Here is a 19,592-nt window from a genome sequence, read left to right on the forward strand (position 1 = left end):
TTCACAGAGACGACTCATGAAAAAGCCTCACGCCTCATTCCCCTTCAAGGCCCTGCCCGCCCTGGCCCTGACCGCGCTGTGCGCCGGTCTGTTGCCCGCTGCCGCACAAGCGGCGACACCGCCGGCGCCGGGCAAAGTGTTCAAGGACTGCAAGGACTGCCCGGAAATGGTCGTGCTGCCGACCGGCACCTTCACCATGGGCACCCCGGAGGACGAAGTCGGGCGCGAGCCGGACGAGGGTCCGCGCCACGAAGTGACCTTCAGCAAACCGTTCGCCATCAGCCGCTTCCAGGTGCTGGTGGGTGAATGGGACGCGTACGTGCGCGAAACCGGCAACAAACCGTACGACTTCGACGACCGCCCCGGCCGCCGCTGCACCGCCGGCAAACCGCAATTCAAACAGACCGCGCGCGACCCGGCGGTGTGCATGAACGTCGCCGAAGCCCAGGGCTACATCGACTGGCTGTCGAAAAAGACCGGCCAGGCCTATCGCCTGCAAAGCGAATCGATCCGCGAGTACGCCGCCCGTGGCGGCAGCACCGGGCCTTTCCCGTTCCCGTTCGATGAAGGCAACAACTACCAGATTTCCAAACACGCCAACACCTATGGCGCTGCCGACGGCTACAACTTCACCTCGCCGGCCGGCACCTTCCCGGCCAACGCCTTCGGCGTTTACGACGCCCACGGCAACGTCTACGAATGGACTGCCGACTGTTATCACAAGGACTACGCCGGGGTGCCCAACGACGGTCGTCCCTGGACGCAGGAAAACTGCGAACGCCAGGTCATGCGCGGCAACGACTGGGGCGAAGCGCCGGTGTTTTCGCGCTCCGGCAACCGCAACAGCAGCTGGCCGACCAGCAAGGGCGACTGGCTCGGCTTCCGGGTCGTGCGCGACCTCTGAGCCTGCCCGCCACGACCGCAGCCCGTCTGCGGTCGTTTAAAGAAACTGCGTGACCATTCGTTTTCCTTAAGTACCGGCACTCCCTCCGCACCGAAGCAGGAATCCTCCATGACCAAGCCTACGCGTGGGGCGATCAACGAATTGTTCGCCCTGCTCAAGCCCTTCCGCCTGATCGTCTCTGCGTCCATCGTGCTCGGCATGATCGGCGGCCTGAGCGTCACCGTGCTGCTGGCCACCATCAACAATGCCCTGCACTCCGATGACGGCCTGACCCGTACCGTGGTGATGATCTTTGCCGGACTCTGTGCACTGGCGCTGCTGACGACGATTCTGTCGGACATCGGCACCAACTACGTCGGCCAGCACATCATCGCCAAATTGCGCAAAGAACTGGGGGAAAAGGTCCTGTCGGCGCCGATCGACCAGATCGAGCGCTATCGCAGCCACCGGCTGATCCCGGTGCTGACCCATGACGTCGACACCATCAGCGACTTCGCCTTCGCCTTTGCGCCACTGGCGATCTCCATGACCGTCACCCTCGGCTGCCTCGGTTACCTGGCGATGCTGTCGTGGCCGATGTTCCTGATGATGCTGGTGGCGATTGCGATCGGCACCACGATTCAAGCGATTGCCCGGGCCAGGGGCATGCGCGGTTTCTACGCCGCACGCGACTGCGAAGATGAACTGCAAAAGCACTACAACGCGATTGCCGAAGGCGCCAAGGAACTGCGCATTCACCGTCCGCGTCGCCAGCGCATGTTCGTCGCCGGCATTCAGAAAACTGCCGAGAAGATCTGCGACACTCAGATCAAATCCATCAACACGTTCGTCATCGCCAAATCCTTTGGCTCCATGTTGTTCTTCGTGGTCATCGGCATGGCGCTGGCCCTGCAATCCTTCTGGCCCAGCGGCGACAAAGCGGTGATGAGCGGGTTCGTGCTGGTGCTGCTGTACATGAAGGGGCCGCTGGAGCATCTGGTCAGCACCTTGCCGATCATCAGCCGCGCGCAGATCGCCTTCCGCCGGATCGCCGAGCTGAGCGAGCAATTCTCCTCGCCCGAACCGCACCTGTTGCTGGAGGACCAGGGCCAGAAGCCCGGGGCCGTCAACAGCCTGGAACTGAACAATGTGCGCTACGCCTTCCCGCCGGTGGCTGGCAGCGAGCCGTTCCGTCTGGGGCCAGTCAACCTGCGCATCGAACAAGGCGAGATCGTGTTTATCGTCGGCGAAAACGGTTGCGGCAAAACCACGCTGATCAAATTGCTGCTCGGCCTGTACGCCCCGACCGAAGGCGAAATCCGCGTCAACGATCAGCCGATCACCGCGCTCAACCGCGATGACTACCGGCAGAACTTCACGACGATCTTTGCCGACTACTACCTGTTCGATGATCTGATTCAAGGCGACCGCCAGGTCCCACAGGACGCCACCCGCTACCTCGAACGTCTGGAGATTGCGCACAAGGTCAGCGTGCGCGACGGCGCCTTCAGCACCACCGATTTGTCCACCGGCCAGCGCAAGCGCCTGGCGCTGGTCAACGCCTGGCTCGAAGAGCGTCCGGTGCTGGTGTTCGATGAATGGGCGGCGGATCAGGACCCGACCTTCCGGCGGATTTTCTACACCGAGTTGCTGCCCGACCTTAAGCGCCTGGGCAAAACCATCATTGTGATTTCCCACGATGATCGTTACTTCGACGTCGCCGACCAACTGGTGCGCATGGAGGCCGGCAAGGTCAAAAGCGAACTGCAGACTGCTTGAAACACGAGGCCGCAGCCAGGCCGGAAAAATAGTTTTCCGGTTTGCCGCGGCTTCCTCGTCTTAATGAGATGAATAAGAACCATTAACAACTATACCTGCCAAGGTCTTAACCTCATGTCCGCATCCCGTTTCATGCTTCGCCCTCTGACTCGAGCCCTGCTGATGCAGGGCGCCACACGTTCCCGCCTGGCCGGCACCGGCCTGGGTCTGGCCCTGTCCGTCGCTGTCACGCCATATGTGCAGGCGCAGGAATGGACCCTGAACATTCCGGCCCAGCCACTGGCGCAGGCGCTGCAGACGCTTGGTCAACAGACCAGTCTGCAAATCATCTACAGCCCGGAAAGCCTGCAAGGCCTGCGCTCCAGTGCGCTCAATGGGCGCTATCAGGGCGATGATTCGCTGAACGCGATGCTCAAGGGCACCGGCATTCGCTATCAGCGTGACGGCAACACCGTGACGGTGCTCGGCCCGGCCACCGGCGACACGATGGAACTGGCTCCGACCAACGTCAACGCGCAACGCATGGGCGCCACCACCGAAGGCAGCAACTCCTACACCACCGGTGGCGTGACCATTGGCAAAGGCGTGCACTCGCTGAAAGACACACCGCAGTCGGTCACGGTCATGACGCGCAAAATGCTTGATGACCAGAACCTCAACACCATCGAACAGGTGATGGAAAAGACCCCGGGCATCACCGTGTACGACTCGCCCATGGGCGGCAAGTATTTCTACTCGCGCGGCTTTCGCATGACCGGTCAATACCAGTACGACGGCGTGCCACTGGACATCGGCAGCAGCTACGTACAGGCCGACAGCTTCAACAGCGACATGGCCATCTATGACCGCGTGGAAGTGCTGCGCGGCGCCGCCGGCATGATGAAAGGCGCTGGCGGCACCGCCGGTGGCGTCAACTTCGTGCGCAAGCGCGGCGGCGATACTGCCCACACGCAACTGTCGCTGTCGGCAGGCACCTGGGACAACTACCGTGGCCAGGTCGATACCGGCGGCCCGCTGAACGACGCCGGCACCATCCGTGGCCGTGCCGTGGTCACCGAGCAGACCCGTCAGTACTTCTACGACGTGGCCAGCCGCAAGGACCAGATCTACTACGGCGCCCTGGACTTCGACCTCAGCCCCGACACCACGCTGGGCGTGGGTTTCGCCTGGGAAGACGTTGACGCCACGCCGTGCTGGGGCGGTCTGCCGCGTTATGCCGACGGCTCCGACCTGCACCTCAAGCGCTCCACCTGCCTGAACACCGCGTGGAACAACCAGCGCAGCAAGCGCGCCACCTACTTCGCCGACCTGAAACACCAGTTCAACGACGACTGGTCGCTGAAGGTCGCGGGCGTCTATTCGCGCAACACCCAGGACATGGAATACGCCTTCCCGAGTGGCGCAGTGCCGGTCGGTGCCACCGCTTCGAACACACTGATGCTGGGCAGCATCTACGACTACGATCAACGCGACTACGGCTTCGATGCCTATGTGGACGGTAAATTCGACGCCTTCGGCCAGCAACACGAACTGACCGTCGGCGCCAACGCGAGCCGGTCGCACAAGGATGACTTCTACGCCGTCGCCGCCCTGCCCCAACGGCAGAACGTGCTCGACCCGAATCATCACATCCCGCAACCGGACGAAAGCTATTACCTGGCCAACGCCTCCCGTGGCGGCCCGGTGGACATGCACATCAAGCAATACGGCGCTTACTCCATCGCCCGCCTGAAACTGGCCGATCCGCTGACCCTCGTCCTGGGCAGCCGTGTCAGCTGGTACAAGTCCGACACCGACTCGGTGCAGTACTTCCGTGGCGAAGGCACCCAGGTCGACACCAAGTCTACCGAAACCGGGCAAGTCACGCCGTTCGCCGGTGTGCTGTTCGACCTCAACGAAAACCTGACCGCCTACGCCAGCTACACCGACATCTTCACCCCGCAAGGCGCGTACAAGACCATTGATGGCAGCACGCTCAAGCCATTGGTCGGGCAGAGTTACGAGTTGGGGATCAAGGGTGAGTGGTTCGACGGTCGTCTGAACAGCTCCTTCAACCTGTTCCGCACCATCCAGAAAGATGCCGCTCAGGATGACCCGCGCTGCGAAGACAGTTCGTGCTCGATCAACTCCGGCAAGGTGCGCGCCCAGGGCTTCGAAGCTGAAGTCAGCGGTGAGGTGATTGATCGTCTGCAATTGTTGGCTGGCTATACCTATACCCAGACCAAAGTGCTGGAAGATGCCGACGCCACGCAGGATGGCGTGGTCTACAACTCCTACGTGCCGCGTCACTTGTTGCGCGTCTGGGGTGACTACAGCCTGAGCGGGCCGCTGGATCGTGTGACGATCGGTGCCGGGGTTAATGCCCAGACGGGCAACTACCGCACTTCGCCTTTGGGCGGTGACAACATTGACGGTGCCGGTTATGCGGTGTGGAACGGTCGCATCGGTTATCGCATTGACGATACCTGGTCGGTGGCGTTGAACGGGAACAACCTGTTTGACAAGCGTTACTACTCGACCATTGGTACCGAAGGGTTCGGTAACTTCTATGGTGATCCGCGTAACTTCGTGATGTCGGTCAAGGCTGATTTCTGATTGGGTGTGATGTGAGAGAGCCCCGCTTTGGCGGGGCTTTTTTTGGCCTGTTGGTCTTGGCGGCCTTCGGGCCGACCATGCTCATTGGGTTTTGGGAGCATATCCGTTGCTGCGGGTGTTGCCGCTGGCGGTTTCGCTCTTACAGCGAGTCACCTTTTCCAAACGCCGAAAAGGTAACCCAAAAGGCTTTGCCCCGGCGTACGGCACTTCGCTGAGGCTCAGTGTTCCCTCGCTACGGTGTCCATCCGGGGGCATCGCCTACGGTTTGCTTCGCTGCACCTCCTCTCGATGTATGCGGCTACGCCGCACGGCGCTGCGCGCCTAACCCCCGGATGAACACCTCCGCTCGGCCTGCCGAAGGGGCAAAAGATCAAAAGCCGAAGCCAAAGCCAAAGCCAAAGCCAAAGCCAAAGCCAAAGCCAAAGCAAGATTACAAGCCAGATCAATAGCCCCTCACCCTAGCCCTCTCCCAGAGGGAGAGGGGACTGGCGGTGGTGTTTGGAAGAGTTACGCCGACGTGCGATACCGCTGTGAACTCAGGCTTTGAAAAGCCCACAGATCGGCTCCCTCTCCCTCGGGAGAGGGCTGGGGTGAGGGGCAGCCCCATCACAAAACCAAAGCCGAACACCCGCTCCTCACCACTCAATAGGCCGAGTGTCAGCTCGCCTGCTCTTGATTTTGATCTGTAAGGCGACATCGGAAGGCTGAGTGGAGGGATTGATCCGGGGGTGGGAGCGCAGCGACCGTTTGGCGAAGCCAAACACAGCGAGAGGAGGTGCAGCGAAGCAAACCGGAGGCGCTGCGCCCGGATCAATCCCGGAGCGAAGGAACCCCGAGCCCCAGCGAGCGGGCCGCACGTAGGAGCAAGCCTTTTTGGTTACTTTTTCGGCGTCTGGAAAAAGTGACCCGCCGTAAGGGCGGAACCCTAATCAGCCGTTACCGCAGCAACGGATATTCACCCAAAAGCCAACCAATACCCAATCACCCCAACATCAACGCCAACGCCCGGCTGAGGCGTTCATGCACCCGCAAAACATCTGGCATCACCGAAGCCATCCGCAGCAAATCATGCGTCAGCCCCGGACAATGCTCAACCTCGACACTCACCCCCTGCCCCCGCAACTTATCAGCGTAAGCCTGCCCCTCATCAAGCAACGGATCAAAACCCGCCAACAACACAATCGCCGGCGCCACCCCGCGCAGATCCTCCGCCAACAACGGCGAAAAGCGCCAATCCAGATAGTCTTGCGGACTGCGAGCGTAATGCTGATAAAACCAGTCAAGCGTATCGTTCTCCAACAGATACCCCTCGCTGAACAACAACCGCGAATCGTGCGTACGCGAAGCATCAGTAACCGGATAGCACAACAACTGCGCCTTCGGCGCGATAGCCACAGTATGCGGTTGCACCACCGCTTGAATCGCCAGCACCGTGGCCAGGGTCGCACCGGCACTATCACCGCCAAACGCCACGCGCGAGGTATCAAGGCCAAAGCTGACGGCATTTTCCGCCAGCCATGACAAAGCATCTTCGCCATCCTCCAGCGCCGTCGGAAAACGATGCTCCGGGGCCAGTCGATAACCCACCGACAACACCGCACACGGCGTGCGCTGGCAAAACTCGCGGCACACACCGTCGTGGGAATCGAGGCTGCCGACGACAAATCCGCCACCGTGGAAATACACCAGCACCGGCATCGACGTGCCGGCGCCGTTCGGCCGATACAGGCGCAACGCCAAAGGCGCGCCGTCCCGGGCCGCCGTGTCGATCGGCGTCACCGACAGATCTTCAGGCGCAGCCCAGCGCAGTTGCGCGGTGGTCTGTTCGAAGGTGGCGCGGGCCTCGTTCGGAGTCATCTGGTGCATGGCCGGCAGGCCGGCGTCCTGGCTGTCTTGGGCCAGGTCGAGAAAGGCTTCCAGATCAGGGTGTAACGACATCGCTAGGATCCTTGTATCAGCAAAATAGGGGCGCGCCCTGGCAACGCCCCTTGGAAATGACTCACCGTTGGACGATCAGCCCACACGTACCATGCAGTGCTCGACCAACGCCTCCAGCTCACGCTGGTAATCGCTCATCAAGGCATCCAGGGTGCCGGCGCGATAACGCTGGCTGCTGTAGATGCAGCGCATGGCCAACTGACCGTCATAGACCTGGCCGACAATTTCCAGCCAGTTACCCAGATTGGCCTTGAGGCTGTAGTTGTCACCGGTTTCTTCCAGCGCCGGCACCAGCAGGGCTTGCTCGTCGAAGCTCTGGTCGAACTGCCCCAGGTAGTTGAAGGTGACCCGCGCTTGCGGCAGCTCGGCCAATTGTCGCGACACCTCGGCGCCGGCCAGATGCCGCAGCACGCCATAGCCGATGCCCTTCTGCGGCACCGCTGCCAACTGTGCCTGCACATTGACGATCGACTGGCCGATGTCGTCGCTGTCCGGACGCAAGCGCACCGGGAACATGCTGGTGAACCAGCCGAGGCTGCGGCTCAGGTCGATGGACTCGAACAGGTCTTCGCGACCATGCCCTTCGAGCAGAATCAGTGCCGACGGCTGTTGGCTCCAGCAGCACAGCGCACGGCTGAGCGCCGACAACAGCAAGTCGTTGATCTGCGTGCCGTACACCGCCGGGGCCTGTTTGAGCAGTTGTTCGGTGTGTTCGCGGGACAGTTTGAGCCGCGCCTGCGCCTGCTGACGCACGAGGTTTTTGCCGCGCGGGTTGTCGCACGGCAAGTCGACGCCCGGCTGATCCAGTTGCTCCAGCCAATACCCCAGTTCCTGCTCGGCAATCACTGGCGCCTGCGCCTGCAAGGCCTCGGCGAACGATCGGTAACTGCTGGTGCGAATCGGCAATTTCGGCTGCAGCCCCTGCACACACGCTTCGTACGCCACTTTCAAATCGTCGAGCAGAATCCGCCACGACACGGTGTCGACCACCAAGTGGTGAATCACCACCAGCAGGCGCGCCTGGCCATCCGGCAAGGCAACGTGCATCACCCGCCAGACCGGCCCGTCGTCGAGTTTCAAGCTGCGCTGGGCAAGGTTGGCCAAGGCTTCGACCTGCTCGCTGTTGTCCGCCTCGCGGCGCCAGAGCAACGCTTCACCCTGTTCACTGAGGTCGCAGTAACGCTGCAACCAGCGCCCGCCTTCGTGGGAGAAACGCAGGCGCAGCGAGTCGTGATGTTGCTCGATCCAGCCCAGTGCCTGCTCCAGTGCATCGAGGTCCAGCGGCTGACGCGCGCTCAGCAACAGCGACTGGTTGTAGTGATGCGCTTCGGCCATGCCTTCGGCAAAAAACCACTCCTGAATCGGCAAGAGATTGAACAAGCCCTCGGCGGCCACGTGCGTGACGTCCGCCTGCGGTGGTGCGGTGCCCTCCTTCGCCACGTCCTGCTCGACAATGCCGGCGATGGTCTGATAACGCATCAGGTCGCGCAGCTTGAGGTCCATGTTCAGCGTCGGGTGGTTGCGCACCCGGGAAATCACTTGCAGGCTCAGGATCGAGTCGCCGCCCAGTTCGAAGAAGTTGTCGCTGATGCCCACTTGTTCGACCTGCAGCACCTGCGCCCAGATGTCCGCGAGCAGGCTTTCCTGCTCGTTGCGCGGGGCGACGTATTCTTCGGTTTTGAACTCGGGTTCCGGCAGCGCCTTGCGATCGAGTTTGCCGTTCGGCGTCACCGGGAAAGCCTCGAGGCAGACGATCTGCGCCGGCACCATGTATTCCGGCAACGAGGTGCGCAGGCCCGCCTTGAGTTCATCGCCGATGTCCTCGCCGCTCGCAGTGACCACGTAACCGATCAGTTGCTTGCCCGACGCATTGTCGCGAGCAATCACCAGCGCATCACTGACCCCAGGCAATTGGCGCAGACGGGCCTCGACTTCACCGAGTTCGATGCGGAAGCCGCGCACCTTGACCTGGTGGTCGATGCGGCCGACGTAATCGACTACCCCGTCGCCACGCAAACGCACCAGATCGCCGCTGCGATACAGGCGCTCGCCCGCCGCGAACGGGTTCGGCACGAAACGCTCGCCCGTCAGCTCGGGACGCCCGTGGTAACCCCGGGCCACGCCATAACCACCGATGTACAACTCACCGGCAAGGCCTGGCGGCAACGGGTTCAGATCCTCGTCCAGCACGTACAGCGAACGCGCGCCCACGGCACGGCCGATCGGCGCATAGGCCGCTTCGCAGTGCTGGCTGACCGGGACTTTCCAGAGCATTGGCGTGACCACGGTTTCGGTCGGGCCATAGCCGTTGGTGAAGTACTCGGGACGCAGCGCTGCCTTGACCTGCTCAAAGGTCTGATCCGGCACCGCGTCACCGCCAAAGCAATAGATGCGCACCGGTGGCGGCGCGATGCCGCTGGCCGCCGCGTATTCGGCCAGTTGTTTGAGGTAGGCCGGCGGGAAGCAGGCAATGGTGATGCCGTACTCGTGCAGCGCCTGATAAGTCTGCTCTGGCGTCCACAGGCAACCGTCGCGAATCACCAGACGACCACCGCTGTACAGGGTGCTCAGCCAGCGTTCATGGGCACCGTCGAAGGCGAACGACATAAAGTGCAGCTCGCAACTGCGGGCGTCCATTTCGTACAGCTCGGCAATCGCCTGACAGTGCATGCTCAGCGGGCCTTGGGTCACCGCGACGCCTTTTGGTCGCCCGGTCGAACCGGAGGTGTAGACCAGATACGCCAGGCTTTGCTCGTGAACGCGGCAGTCAGGGGCATAATCGGCATAGCGGCTTTCGTCGAGGTGATCGACTTCCAGGCGCAGCAGGCCTTGCGGCGCCGGCAACGTGGCACGCAGGCTGCTTTGGGTCAGCAACAGCGCCATGCCCGAATCTTCGATCATGTACGCCAGACGCTCCGGCGGATACTCAATGTCCAGCGGCACGTAGGCGGCACCGCTCTTGAGCACGGCGAGGAAGCTCACCACCATCTCCAGCGACCGCGGCAAGGCCACGCCGATCACCACCTCCGGCCCCGCGCCGTGTTCGATCAGGCAATGCGCCAGACGGTTGGCACGCAGTTCGAGTTCGGCGTAGCTCAGGCTCATCCCCGCGCACTGCAGAGCAATAGCCTGTGGCTGTTGTTGCGCGTGGCGGCTGATCAGTTCCGGCAACAGCGCCGCTTGATGGCTGTGCACCGGCTCGGCGCTCCAGGCCTGCGCGGCGTGCCATTGTTCGCTGCTCAGACGCTGCAGATTGCCGAGGCGTTCGTAAGGCGCCGCCAGCATCGCGGCGAGGGTGTTTTCCATGGTCTGGCGAATACCGACCACCGCCTCGGCGCTGAAGTGGCTGCGCAGGTACAGGTATTCGATCGACAACTCGTCGCCAAGCATCACCGCCAGGTCCATCGGCACGTTGGTCACGCCGTGGCCGATGGATTTGCCGAAGGTCAGGTCGGTGTCGTTTTCTTCCTGCAAGCGATCGTCGATCGGGAAGTTTTCGAACACCACGATGCTGTCGAACAGCGCCTGTCCACCGAGGTTGGACCAGCGCTGCACATCGGCCAGTGGCGCCTGGGAATAATCACGAATGTCGAGGTTGTAGGCCTGCACTTCGCCGAGCCAGTCGGCCAGGCGCTGATCCGCACGCGGCGTTTGAATGATCGGCAGGGTATTGATGAACAGGCCGAGCATGTTGCCGACATTCGCCAGACCTTCCGGACGGCCCGACACCGTGGCGCCAAAAGTCACCGTCTGCTGTCCGGTGTAACGCTGCAACAGCAGCAACCATGCACCTTGAATCAAGGTGTTGGGGGTGATGCGCAGGTCGCGGCAGAACTGCAACAGATCCGCGGTTTGCGTTTTGTCCCAGTTGGAGTAGATCGCATCGTGACCAGCGACATCGGCGCTGTGGCGCGGATGCATCGCCTGGCTAAGCGCCGTCGGCTCGTTGACCTCCGCCAGACGCGCCTTCCAGAACAGCTCCTGAGCGTCCTGATCCTGCGCCTGCAGCCAGGCGATGAAGTCGCGGTAACGACCGTTCTCGCCGATGATTTCGCCCTTGGCGTAATACTGCAGAACTTCGCCGAACAGCCGCGAACTGCTCCAGCCGTCCATCAGAATGTGGTGGCTGGTCCAGATCATCTGGTACTGATCGTCGCTCAGGCGCAACAGGGTCACACGTTGCAAACGGGCGTCGGCCAGATTGAAACCGAGCGCACGGTCAGCGCTGGCAAACTCGGCAATCAGTTCTTCACTGGTTTCGCGCTCACGCCAGTCGAGCACCTGCATCTGCAACGGCGCATGACGATGCACCACCTGCAACGGTTTGCTCAGGCCATCCTGCCAATGGAAACTGGTGCGCAGAATCGCCTGACGGACGATGACGAACTCCCACGCCTGGCGGAAGCGCTCTACGTCCAGGCCCGTGATCGGCAGGCTGACCTGTTGCACGTAAAGGCTGCTGCCGTTATCCGACAGCGTGTGGAAGAGCATGCCTTCCTGCATCGGCGACAGCGGGTAAACGTCTTCGATCATGTCCGCCGGCACCGGCAGCGCATCGAGTTGCGCCTGATCCAGTTGAGCCAGCGGATAATCCGCCGGCGCCTCGTCGGTCGACGAATCGAGCGTAACCACAGCGGCGAGTTTCTGCACGGTCTGCTGCTGGAACAGGTCTTTGGGGGTGAAACGAATGCCCTGCTGACGCGCACGGCTGACCAGTTGAATCGAGATGATCGAGTCGCCGCCCAGGGCGAAGAAGTTGTCGGTCACGCCGACGCGCTCAATCTTCAGAATGTCCTGCCAGACCTCGGCCAGTTGTTGCTCCAGCGGCGTCGACGGCGCCACGTATTCGCGTTGCGACTGACTGGCATCCGGTGCCGGCAGGGCCTTGCGATCGAGTTTGCCGTTGGGGGTCAGCGGCAACTGTTCAAGAAACAGCCACTGCGCCGGCACCATGTAATCCGGCAGTTGCGTCTTCAGCGCAGTCTGTAGGGTTTCGCTCAGCGCGTCCTGCTCCTCAAGGCTCAGGCTGCTGTCGCTCGGCACCACATACGCCACCAGTTGCTGACCGCTCTGGCCATCCACCGCCAGCACCACGCCTTCGCGCACGCTGTCCTGCGCCAGCAGACGCGCTTCGATTTCACCCAGCTCGATGCGGAAACCGCGCACCTTGACCTGATGGTCGATACGCCCGACGTATTCGATGCGGCCGTCATCGCCGAAGCGGGTCAGGTCGCCGGTGCGGTACATGCGTTCGCCGGTGTTCGACAGCGGGTTGGGCACGAAGCGTTCGGCGGTCAGGCCCGGACGGAACAGGTAACCACGGGTGATGCCATCCCCGGCCAGATACAGCTCGGCCGCCACGCCAATCGGCGCCTCCTGCAACTGGCCGTCGAGCATATACGCCGTGGTGTTGACCAGCGGCCGGCCGATGTTCGCCTGACCACCGGGTTCGCGGCGGGTCCAGGTCGAATAGGTGGTGTCTTCCGATGGCCCATACAGGTCGTAGACGTGAGCCACCGACGTTTCACGGTAGAGGGTATCGACCAGGCTCTGCTTCAACGGCTCGCCAGCGAGGTTGATGATGCGCACGCCTTGGGGAATCTGCCCGATGCGTTGCAGCGCAGCGATGGCTGACGGCACGGTGTTGATCAGGCGCACCTGATCGCGCTCCGGCAAGTCCGGCAGCTCCAGGGCGTTGCGCGCCATGACGAGCGAACCGCCGCGCGCGAGGGTGACGAAAATCTCCCACACCGACAGGTCGAAGCACACCGACGTCGAGGCCAGCACGCCTTGCAGGTCTTCTTCGCTGTAGACCTCGGCGGACCAGTGAATCAGCGCCTGCACGTTGCGATGGGCAATGGCCACGCCTTTCGGTTTGCCGGTGGAGCCGGAGGTGTAGATCACGTAGGCCAGATTCGCCGAATCGCCCTGCGCCGGCAGATTGTCCGCAGGCTGCGCGGCAAACGCCTGTCCGCCCGCCTCGACCAGCACCACTTCGGCATCGGTCTGCGGCAATTGCGCCAGCAGCGACTGCTGCGTCAGCAAGACTTTTGCCTGACTGTCGTCGAGCATGTAGGCCACGCGGTCGGCCGGGTAGTCCGGATCCAGCGGCACATAGGTGCCACCAGCCTTGAGCACCGCCATCAACGCGATCACCAGTTCCGCCGAACGCGGCATCGCCACGCCCACGCGGATTTCCGGGCCGACCCCAAGCGCCAGCAGATGACGGGCCAACTGATTGGCACGTCGGTTGAGTTCGGCATAGCTCAGGGCGACGCCAGCATGACTCAGGGCCTGCGCTTGCGGATGCGCTGCGACCCGCGCTTCGAAGCTCTGCGCAATCAGGCGTTCAGCCGGATAGGCCGCGTGGTGGTCGTTCCACTGCGCCAGGGTCTGACGCTCGGCCAGCGGCAACAGGCCAATCTCACCCAGGCACCGCTGCGGCGCCTCAAGGAACTGGCGCAGCACTTCCTGCAGATGCGCAGCCAGGCCCAGCACGCTGCGCTCGGCGAAGTGTTCGGTGAGGTAGTTGAAGTCCAGATTCAACACGTCACTGGCCCCGGCGATCAGGGTCAGGCCGTAGTTGGTTTGCTCGCGGTGTTCCAGGCCGGCGAAACGCAGCCCGCCCGGATTGGCTTCCAGTGCTTCGGACACCGGATAGTTCTCGAACACCAGCAAGGTGTCGAACAGTGCTTCGCCGCTCAGTTCGGCCAGACGCTGAATGTCCTGCAACGGGGTCTGCTCGTAGTCCCGCAGCAGCAGGTTCTTGTCCTGCACGCTGCGCACCCAGTCGCCGACGCTGATCGTCGCCTGCGGGCTGGCGATCACCGGCAAGGTGTTGATGAACAGCCCCAATTGCTGCTCGATGCCCGGCAAATCCACCGGCCGCCCCGACACGGTTGCACCGAAGGCCACCGTGGCCTGCCCGGTGTAACGCTGCAACACCAGCAGCCACGCAGCTTGCACCAGACTGTTCAGGGTCACTTGTTGCTGACGGGAGAAGGCATTCAGGCGCTGGGTGAACGCTGCATCGAAATGCAGGCGATGCATCTGTTTGCCGGGGCCCGGCACCGTCGCCCCGTGGCAGGCCGAAGCCAGTCGCGTCGGCTCGTGCAAAGCGGCCAGTTGTCCGCGCCAGAAAGCCTGGGCGGCGGCTTTGTCCTGACCTTGCAGCCAGACCAGGAAATCGCGGTAACGACCCTGCGCGCCCGGCACCGGGTGGCCGGCGTAATCCTGCAACACCTCGCCGAACATCCGCGAGTTGCTCCAGCCATCCATGAGAATGTGGTGGCAGGTAAAAATCAGCCGATGGCGATCATCCGCCGTGCGCAACAGGCACAGACGCAGCAACGGCGGATTCTGCAGATCGAAGCCGCGTTCGCGGTCGGCCTGCGCCCGCGCTTCGAGCACGGCGGGCAGATCAGCCACCCCGCGCACATCGACTTCCGGCATTTCCAGGGTCAACTGGCGGTTGATCACTTGCAGCGGCGCATCGAGGCCATCGCGGCCCCAAATAAAACCGGCGCGCAGCACTTCATGGCGATCCACCACCCGCTGCCAGGCTTGCTGGAAGCGCGCCACGTCGAGGCCGTCGATGTCCAGCAGCATTTGATAGACATAGGCGCTGGCATCGGCGTCGTACAGGCTGTGGAACAGAATGCCCTGCTGCATCGGCGCCAGCGGATAGATGTCCTCGATGCGCTGGGCGGCGATCGGCAAGCTGTCCAGATGCGCCTGGGACAACCCGGCCAACGGCACATCGGACGGCGTCAAGGCACCGCTCGGATGGCTCAGGCAATGGTCGATCAACTCGCCCAGCGCCACTTCATAGGCGCGGGCCAAGGCATTGATGGTCGCCTCTTCGAAAACATCGCCGCTGTAGGTCCAGGTCAGACTCAACTGGCCCTGATAGACCCGGCCGTCGATGGTCAGCCAGTTGGCCATCGGCGCGTTTTCGTCCTGGCCGGCGCCCTTGTCTTCAGTGGCCGGCACCCACAGGGCGTCGGCGTCGAAGTTGTTGTCGAACTGACCGAGGTAGTTGAACGTCACCTTCGGTTGCGCCAGGTCGCTCAGTGCAGCTTGCGCCTCGGCGCTGCCCAGATGCCGCAGCAAGCCGTAGCCGAGGCCTTTGTTCGGGATCGCGCGCAGTTGCTCCTTGATGCCTTTGATCGACGCTTCGAGACTGGCGCCGGGCATCAGACGTACCGGGAACATGCTGGTGAACCAGCCGACCGTGCGGCTCAGGTCAACGTCGTCGAACAGGTCTTCACGACCGTGACCTTCGAGCTGGACCAGCGCGCTGTCAGTGTTCGTCCACTGACACAACACCCGGGCCAGCGCCGTGAGCAGCAGATCGTTGACCTGGGTGCGATAGACCGCCGGCGCCTGCTGCAACAGCTGGCGGGTGCGTTCGGCGTCCAGACGCGTATCGACGCTGCGCTCGAACCGGTTGCTCAACTGGCCCTGCGGATTATCCAGCGGCAGTTCGACCGACACGTCGCGCAACTGTCCGCGCCAGTAATCCAGCTCGCTTTCCAGCTCGCCGCTGCGGGCATGCTCCTGCAGACGCTGGCCCCACGCCTTGAACGCACTGGTCTTGGCCGGCAGGCTCACGGCTTGCCCGCGGCTCAGCTGTTGATAGGCACTTTGCAGATCTTCCAGCAGGATCCGCCACGACACGCCATCGACCACCAGGTGATGGATCACCAGCAGCAGGCGCTGACTGGCGTCCGGCAACTCGACCAGCGCTGCGCGCATCAGCGGGCCGTCGTGCAGATCGAGGCTGCGTTGCAAGTCCAGGCACAGCGCCGGCAATGCCGCACTGTCGTCCAGCACAAAGGTGCGCAGCAAGGCGTGCGCCTGTTCCGCCGGCGCATGCGTTTGCTGCCAGCCATTGTCTGTCTGGCGATAACGCAGACGCAAAGCGTCATGGTGCCGCTGCAGATGCTGCAACGCCTGCTCCAGCGCTACCGCTTGCAGCGCGTGGGCCGGGGTCAGCAGGATCGACTGGTTCCAGTGATGCCGCGCCGGGATATCACTGTTGAAAAAGTAATGCTGGATCGGTGTCAGCAGCGCCTCACCGAGCACATCGCCCTGCTGCATCTGCACCGCGTCGCTCTGTTGCGCGACGGTGGCCAGACGCTGCACGGTCTGGTGCTGGAAGATGTCTTTGGGGGTGAAGCGAATACCCGCCTGACGGGCGCGGCTGACCACCTGAATGGAAATGATCGAATCACCACCGAGCTCGAAGAAGTTGTCGTTGAGACCAACCCGCTCGACCTTCAACACGTCCTGCCAGATCTCGGCCAGACGCTGTTCCAGTTCGTTGCGTGGTGCCGCGTAGGCTTCCTGCACCTGAGCAACGTCTGGCTGCGGCAGTTGCTTGCGATCCAGCTTGCCGTTAGCGGTCAGCGGCAGGCGCTCAAGGAACGCCCAGCTGACCGGCACCATGTAATCCGGCAGGGATTCCCGCAGATGCGCCTTGATCGAATCGCGCAGCGCAGCCTGGCCTTCAGCGTCCAGCACTTCGTTGGCGACGATCCAGGTCGCCAGTTGCTGGCCGCTGAGGCCATCGACCGCGAGCACCACCGCTTCGCGCACGTCGGGGTGCTGGAGCAGTTGCGCTTCGATTTCCCCCAGTTCGATACGGAAGCCACGGATTTTCACTTGATGGTCGATACGGCCGATGTATTCGATCACACCGTCACCGCGCAGACGCGCCAGGTCGCCCGTGCGATAGAGACGCTCGCCCGCCTGCGGATTGAATGGATCGGGAACGAATCGCGTCGCGGTCATGCCGGCCTGATTCAGGTAACCCCGGGCCAGACCGGCACCGGCGATGTACAACTCACCGATGCAGCCTTGCGGCACCAGGTTCAGCGCGTTGTCGAGCAAGTACCACGACAGGTCGACAATCGGCTCGCCGATGGGGCTGCTGTGGTTCTGCTGCAAGTCGGCCAGCGACAACGGCCGGTAGGTCACGTGCACGGTGGTTTCGGTGATGCCGTACATGTTGATCAGCGTTGGCGCGCGGTCGCCGAAGCGTTCGAACCACGGGCGCAGGCTCTGCACTTCCAGGGCCTCGCCGCCGAACACCACGTAGCGCAAGGCGTTGTTGCGCGGCGACTCGCTGGCCACCTGCATCAATGGCTTGAACGCCGACGGTGTCTGGTTCAGCACGGTGACGTTTTCATCGCACAGCAGGGTGTAGAAATCCTCCGGGGAACGGCTGACATCGTGGGGCACCACCACCAGTTTGCCGCCGTAAAGCAGCGCACCGAAAATTTCCCACACCGAGAAGTCGAAGGCGTAAGAATGGAACAGCGTCCAGCTGTCCTGCGGACCAAAATCGAACCACTGTTCGGTGGCGCTGAACAAGCGCATGACGTTGCTGTGCGGCAGCAACGCGCCCTTCGGTTTGCCGGTGGAGCCGGAGGTGTAAATCACGTAGGCCAGATTGTCCGGCGTGGTCAGGCACCGCGGGTTGACGTCGTTGCCAGAGGCTGGCGCTTGATGCAGATCGAGGCACGCCAAGCCCGGCGGCACCGGCAATTGCGCCAGCAGGTGACCCTGGGTCAGCAGCAACTCGATGCCGCTGTCTTCGATCATGTAGGTCAGACGGTCGTCGGGATAGCCCGGGTCGAGCGGCACATACGCGCCACCGGCCTTCAAAACCGCAAGGATGGCCACGATCATGTCCAGCGAACGCTCGACGGCGACCCCCACGCGCACGTCCGGGCCTACGCCACGGGCGAGCAACGCATGCGCCCACTGGTTGGCGCGGCGATTGAGTTCGGCGTAGGTCAGGCATTGCCCGGCGAAGGTCACGGCGATCGCGTCAGGATGACGCTCGGCCTGCGCTTCGATGGCTTGATGGATGCACTGTTCGGACGTTTGCGCGACCCGCACCGGGTTCCACTGCGTGAGCAACTGTTGCTGCTGGCCGGCATCGAGCATCGGTAGCTGGCCAATGCGCTGGTTCGGTTCGGCGACAATGGCCTGCAACAGCGCAGTCCAGTGTTGCGCCAGACGCTCGATGGTCGCCGCGTCGAACAGATCGGTGGCGTACTTGAGCACCGCTTCGATGCCGTGCGCCTGTTCGGTGGTGTTCAGGGTCAGGTCGAACTGCGCGGTCTGGCTCTGCCATTCCAGCGGCTCGATGTTCAAGCCGTTGAGGCGGGTTTCGACGCTCGCGCGGCGTTCGGCCTGATGGTTGAACATCACCTGGAACAACGGGCTGTGACTGAGGCTGCGACCCGGCTCCAGCGCTTCGACCAATTGCTCGAACGGCAAGTCCTGATGGGCCTGCGCTTCCTGCGCGGTCTGTTTGACCTGACGCAGCAATTCGACAAAGGGCATCTGCCCGTCAATGTCGGCCTTGAGCACCTGAGTGTTGACGAAGAAGCCGATCAGCCGCTCGATCTCGACCCGGCCTCGGTTGGCATTCGGCACGCCGACCCGGATGTCGGCCTGACCGCTGTAACGGTGCAACAAGGCCTGGAACGAAGCCAGCAAGACCACGAACAGGGTGACGTTCTCTTGTCGGGCGAAGGCTTTGAGCGCGTTGCTCAGCGCCGGGTCGAGAATCAGGTTGTGGCTGGCGCCGGCAAAGCTTTGCTCGATCGAGCGCGGACGATCCATCGGCAGTTCCAGCACCGGTTGCTCGCCGCCGAGCTTGTCTTGCCAGTAGGCCAGTTGCCGCGCCTGCTCACCGGCTTCCATCCACTGCCGTTGCCACAGAGCGTAGTCGGCATATTGAATCGGCAAGGCCGGCAGGCCGGCGTCGTGACCGAGGTTGAAACCGGCATAGAGCTGCACCAGTTCCTCGATCATCACTTGCAGCGACCAGCCATCGGAGACGATGTGGTGCAGGGTCAGTACCAGCACATGCTCATTCGGGGTGACTTGCAGCAAGGCTGCGCGCAACAGCGGGCCGTGCTCCAGGTCGAAGGTTTGCTGGCTCTGGGTCTGCACGAACGCCTGGATCGAGGCATCCGGGTCGTTGGCCAGCTCAGCGCCCGGCTGATGGATCTCCAGTGCAAAGGGTCCTGCCGGCAGGACCACTTGCAACGGTTGCCCGGTTTCCTGAGTGAACACCGTGCGCAAGGTTTCGTGTCGTTCGATCAGCGCCTGGACGCTGCGCTCCAGCGCGTTGACATCCAGCGGGCCCTGCAAACGCAGGGCCGTCGGAATGTTGTAGGCGGCGCTGTGCGGCGCCCACTGCCAGAGGAACCACTGGCGCTGCTGAGCGTAGGACAGCAGCAACGGCTCTTCAGCCGTGCGCTTGAAAACCGGGGCAATGTCAAAGAGGTTGACGCCTTTCTGCTTGAGCAGAACCGCCAGAGCCTTTCTTTGCTTAGCCGAAAGTTGTCCTACCGACTCGATTAACTCTTGCACG

5 protein-coding genes are annotated in these 19,592 nt (G+C 62.7%); 3 read left to right on the forward strand and 2 right to left on the reverse strand.

Translation table 11 applies throughout. The features are described from left to right. The first annotated feature begins 16 nt into the window (after positions 1-16). The 3 genes from K5Y35_RS25840 (at position 17) to K5Y35_RS25850 (ending at position 5,257) form a co-directional block, all read left to right on the forward strand. Positions 17-904 carry a formylglycine-generating enzyme family protein gene (locus K5Y35_RS25840; RefSeq protein WP_186744738.1) on the forward strand — a complete coding sequence of 296 codons (888 nt, stop codon included), beginning with the start codon at positions 17-19 and terminating at the stop codon, positions 902-904. Positions 905-1,012: 108 nt separating this feature from the next. Next, complete coding sequence (locus tag K5Y35_RS25845) at positions 1,013-2,662, forward strand: cyclic peptide export ABC transporter (RefSeq protein ID WP_123463510.1); 1,650 nt, start codon at positions 1,013-1,015, stop codon at positions 2,660-2,662. Between the two features lie 114 nt (positions 2,663-2,776). Next, positions 2,777-5,257 (forward strand): TonB-dependent siderophore receptor, encoded by a 2,481-nt coding sequence (locus tag K5Y35_RS25850; protein WP_222833305.1) that lies wholly within the window; start codon positions 2,777-2,779, stop codon positions 5,255-5,257. A gap of 981 nt (positions 5,258-6,238) precedes the next feature. Here K5Y35_RS25850 and K5Y35_RS25855 read toward each other — a convergent pair. Next, positions 6,239-7,195, reverse strand: coding sequence for an alpha/beta hydrolase (locus K5Y35_RS25855; protein WP_222833306.1), 957 nt, complete (start codon positions 7,193-7,195; stop codon positions 6,239-6,241). A 75-nt stretch (positions 7,196-7,270) separates the two neighbouring features. Then, a complete protein-coding gene (locus K5Y35_RS25860) occupies positions 7,271-19,591 on the reverse strand; it encodes a non-ribosomal peptide synthase/polyketide synthase (protein WP_222833307.1) in 12,321 nt (4,106 codons plus the stop codon). Position 19,592: the final 1 nt, after the last annotated feature.

This window comes from Pseudomonas sp. SC3(2021), from assembly GCF_019856535.1.
GTDB classification, from domain to species: domain Bacteria; phylum Pseudomonadota; class Gammaproteobacteria; order Pseudomonadales; family Pseudomonadaceae; genus Aquipseudomonas; species Aquipseudomonas monsensis.

Coding starts and splice junctions, on each gene's coding strand:
- K5Y35_RS25850 (WP_222833305.1), top strand. CDS start 2,777: ATGTCCGCATCCCGTTTCATGCTTCGCCCTCTGACTCGAGCCCTGCTG.
- K5Y35_RS25855 (WP_222833306.1), bottom strand. CDS start 7,195: ATGTCGTTACACCCTGATCTGGAAGCCTTTCTCGACCTGGCCCAAGAC.
- K5Y35_RS25845 (WP_123463510.1), top strand. CDS start 1,013: ATGACCAAGCCTACGCGTGGGGCGATCAACGAATTGTTCGCCCTGCTC.
- K5Y35_RS25840 (WP_186744738.1), top strand. CDS start 17: ATGAAAAAGCCTCACGCCTCATTCCCCTTCAAGGCCCTGCCCGCCCTG.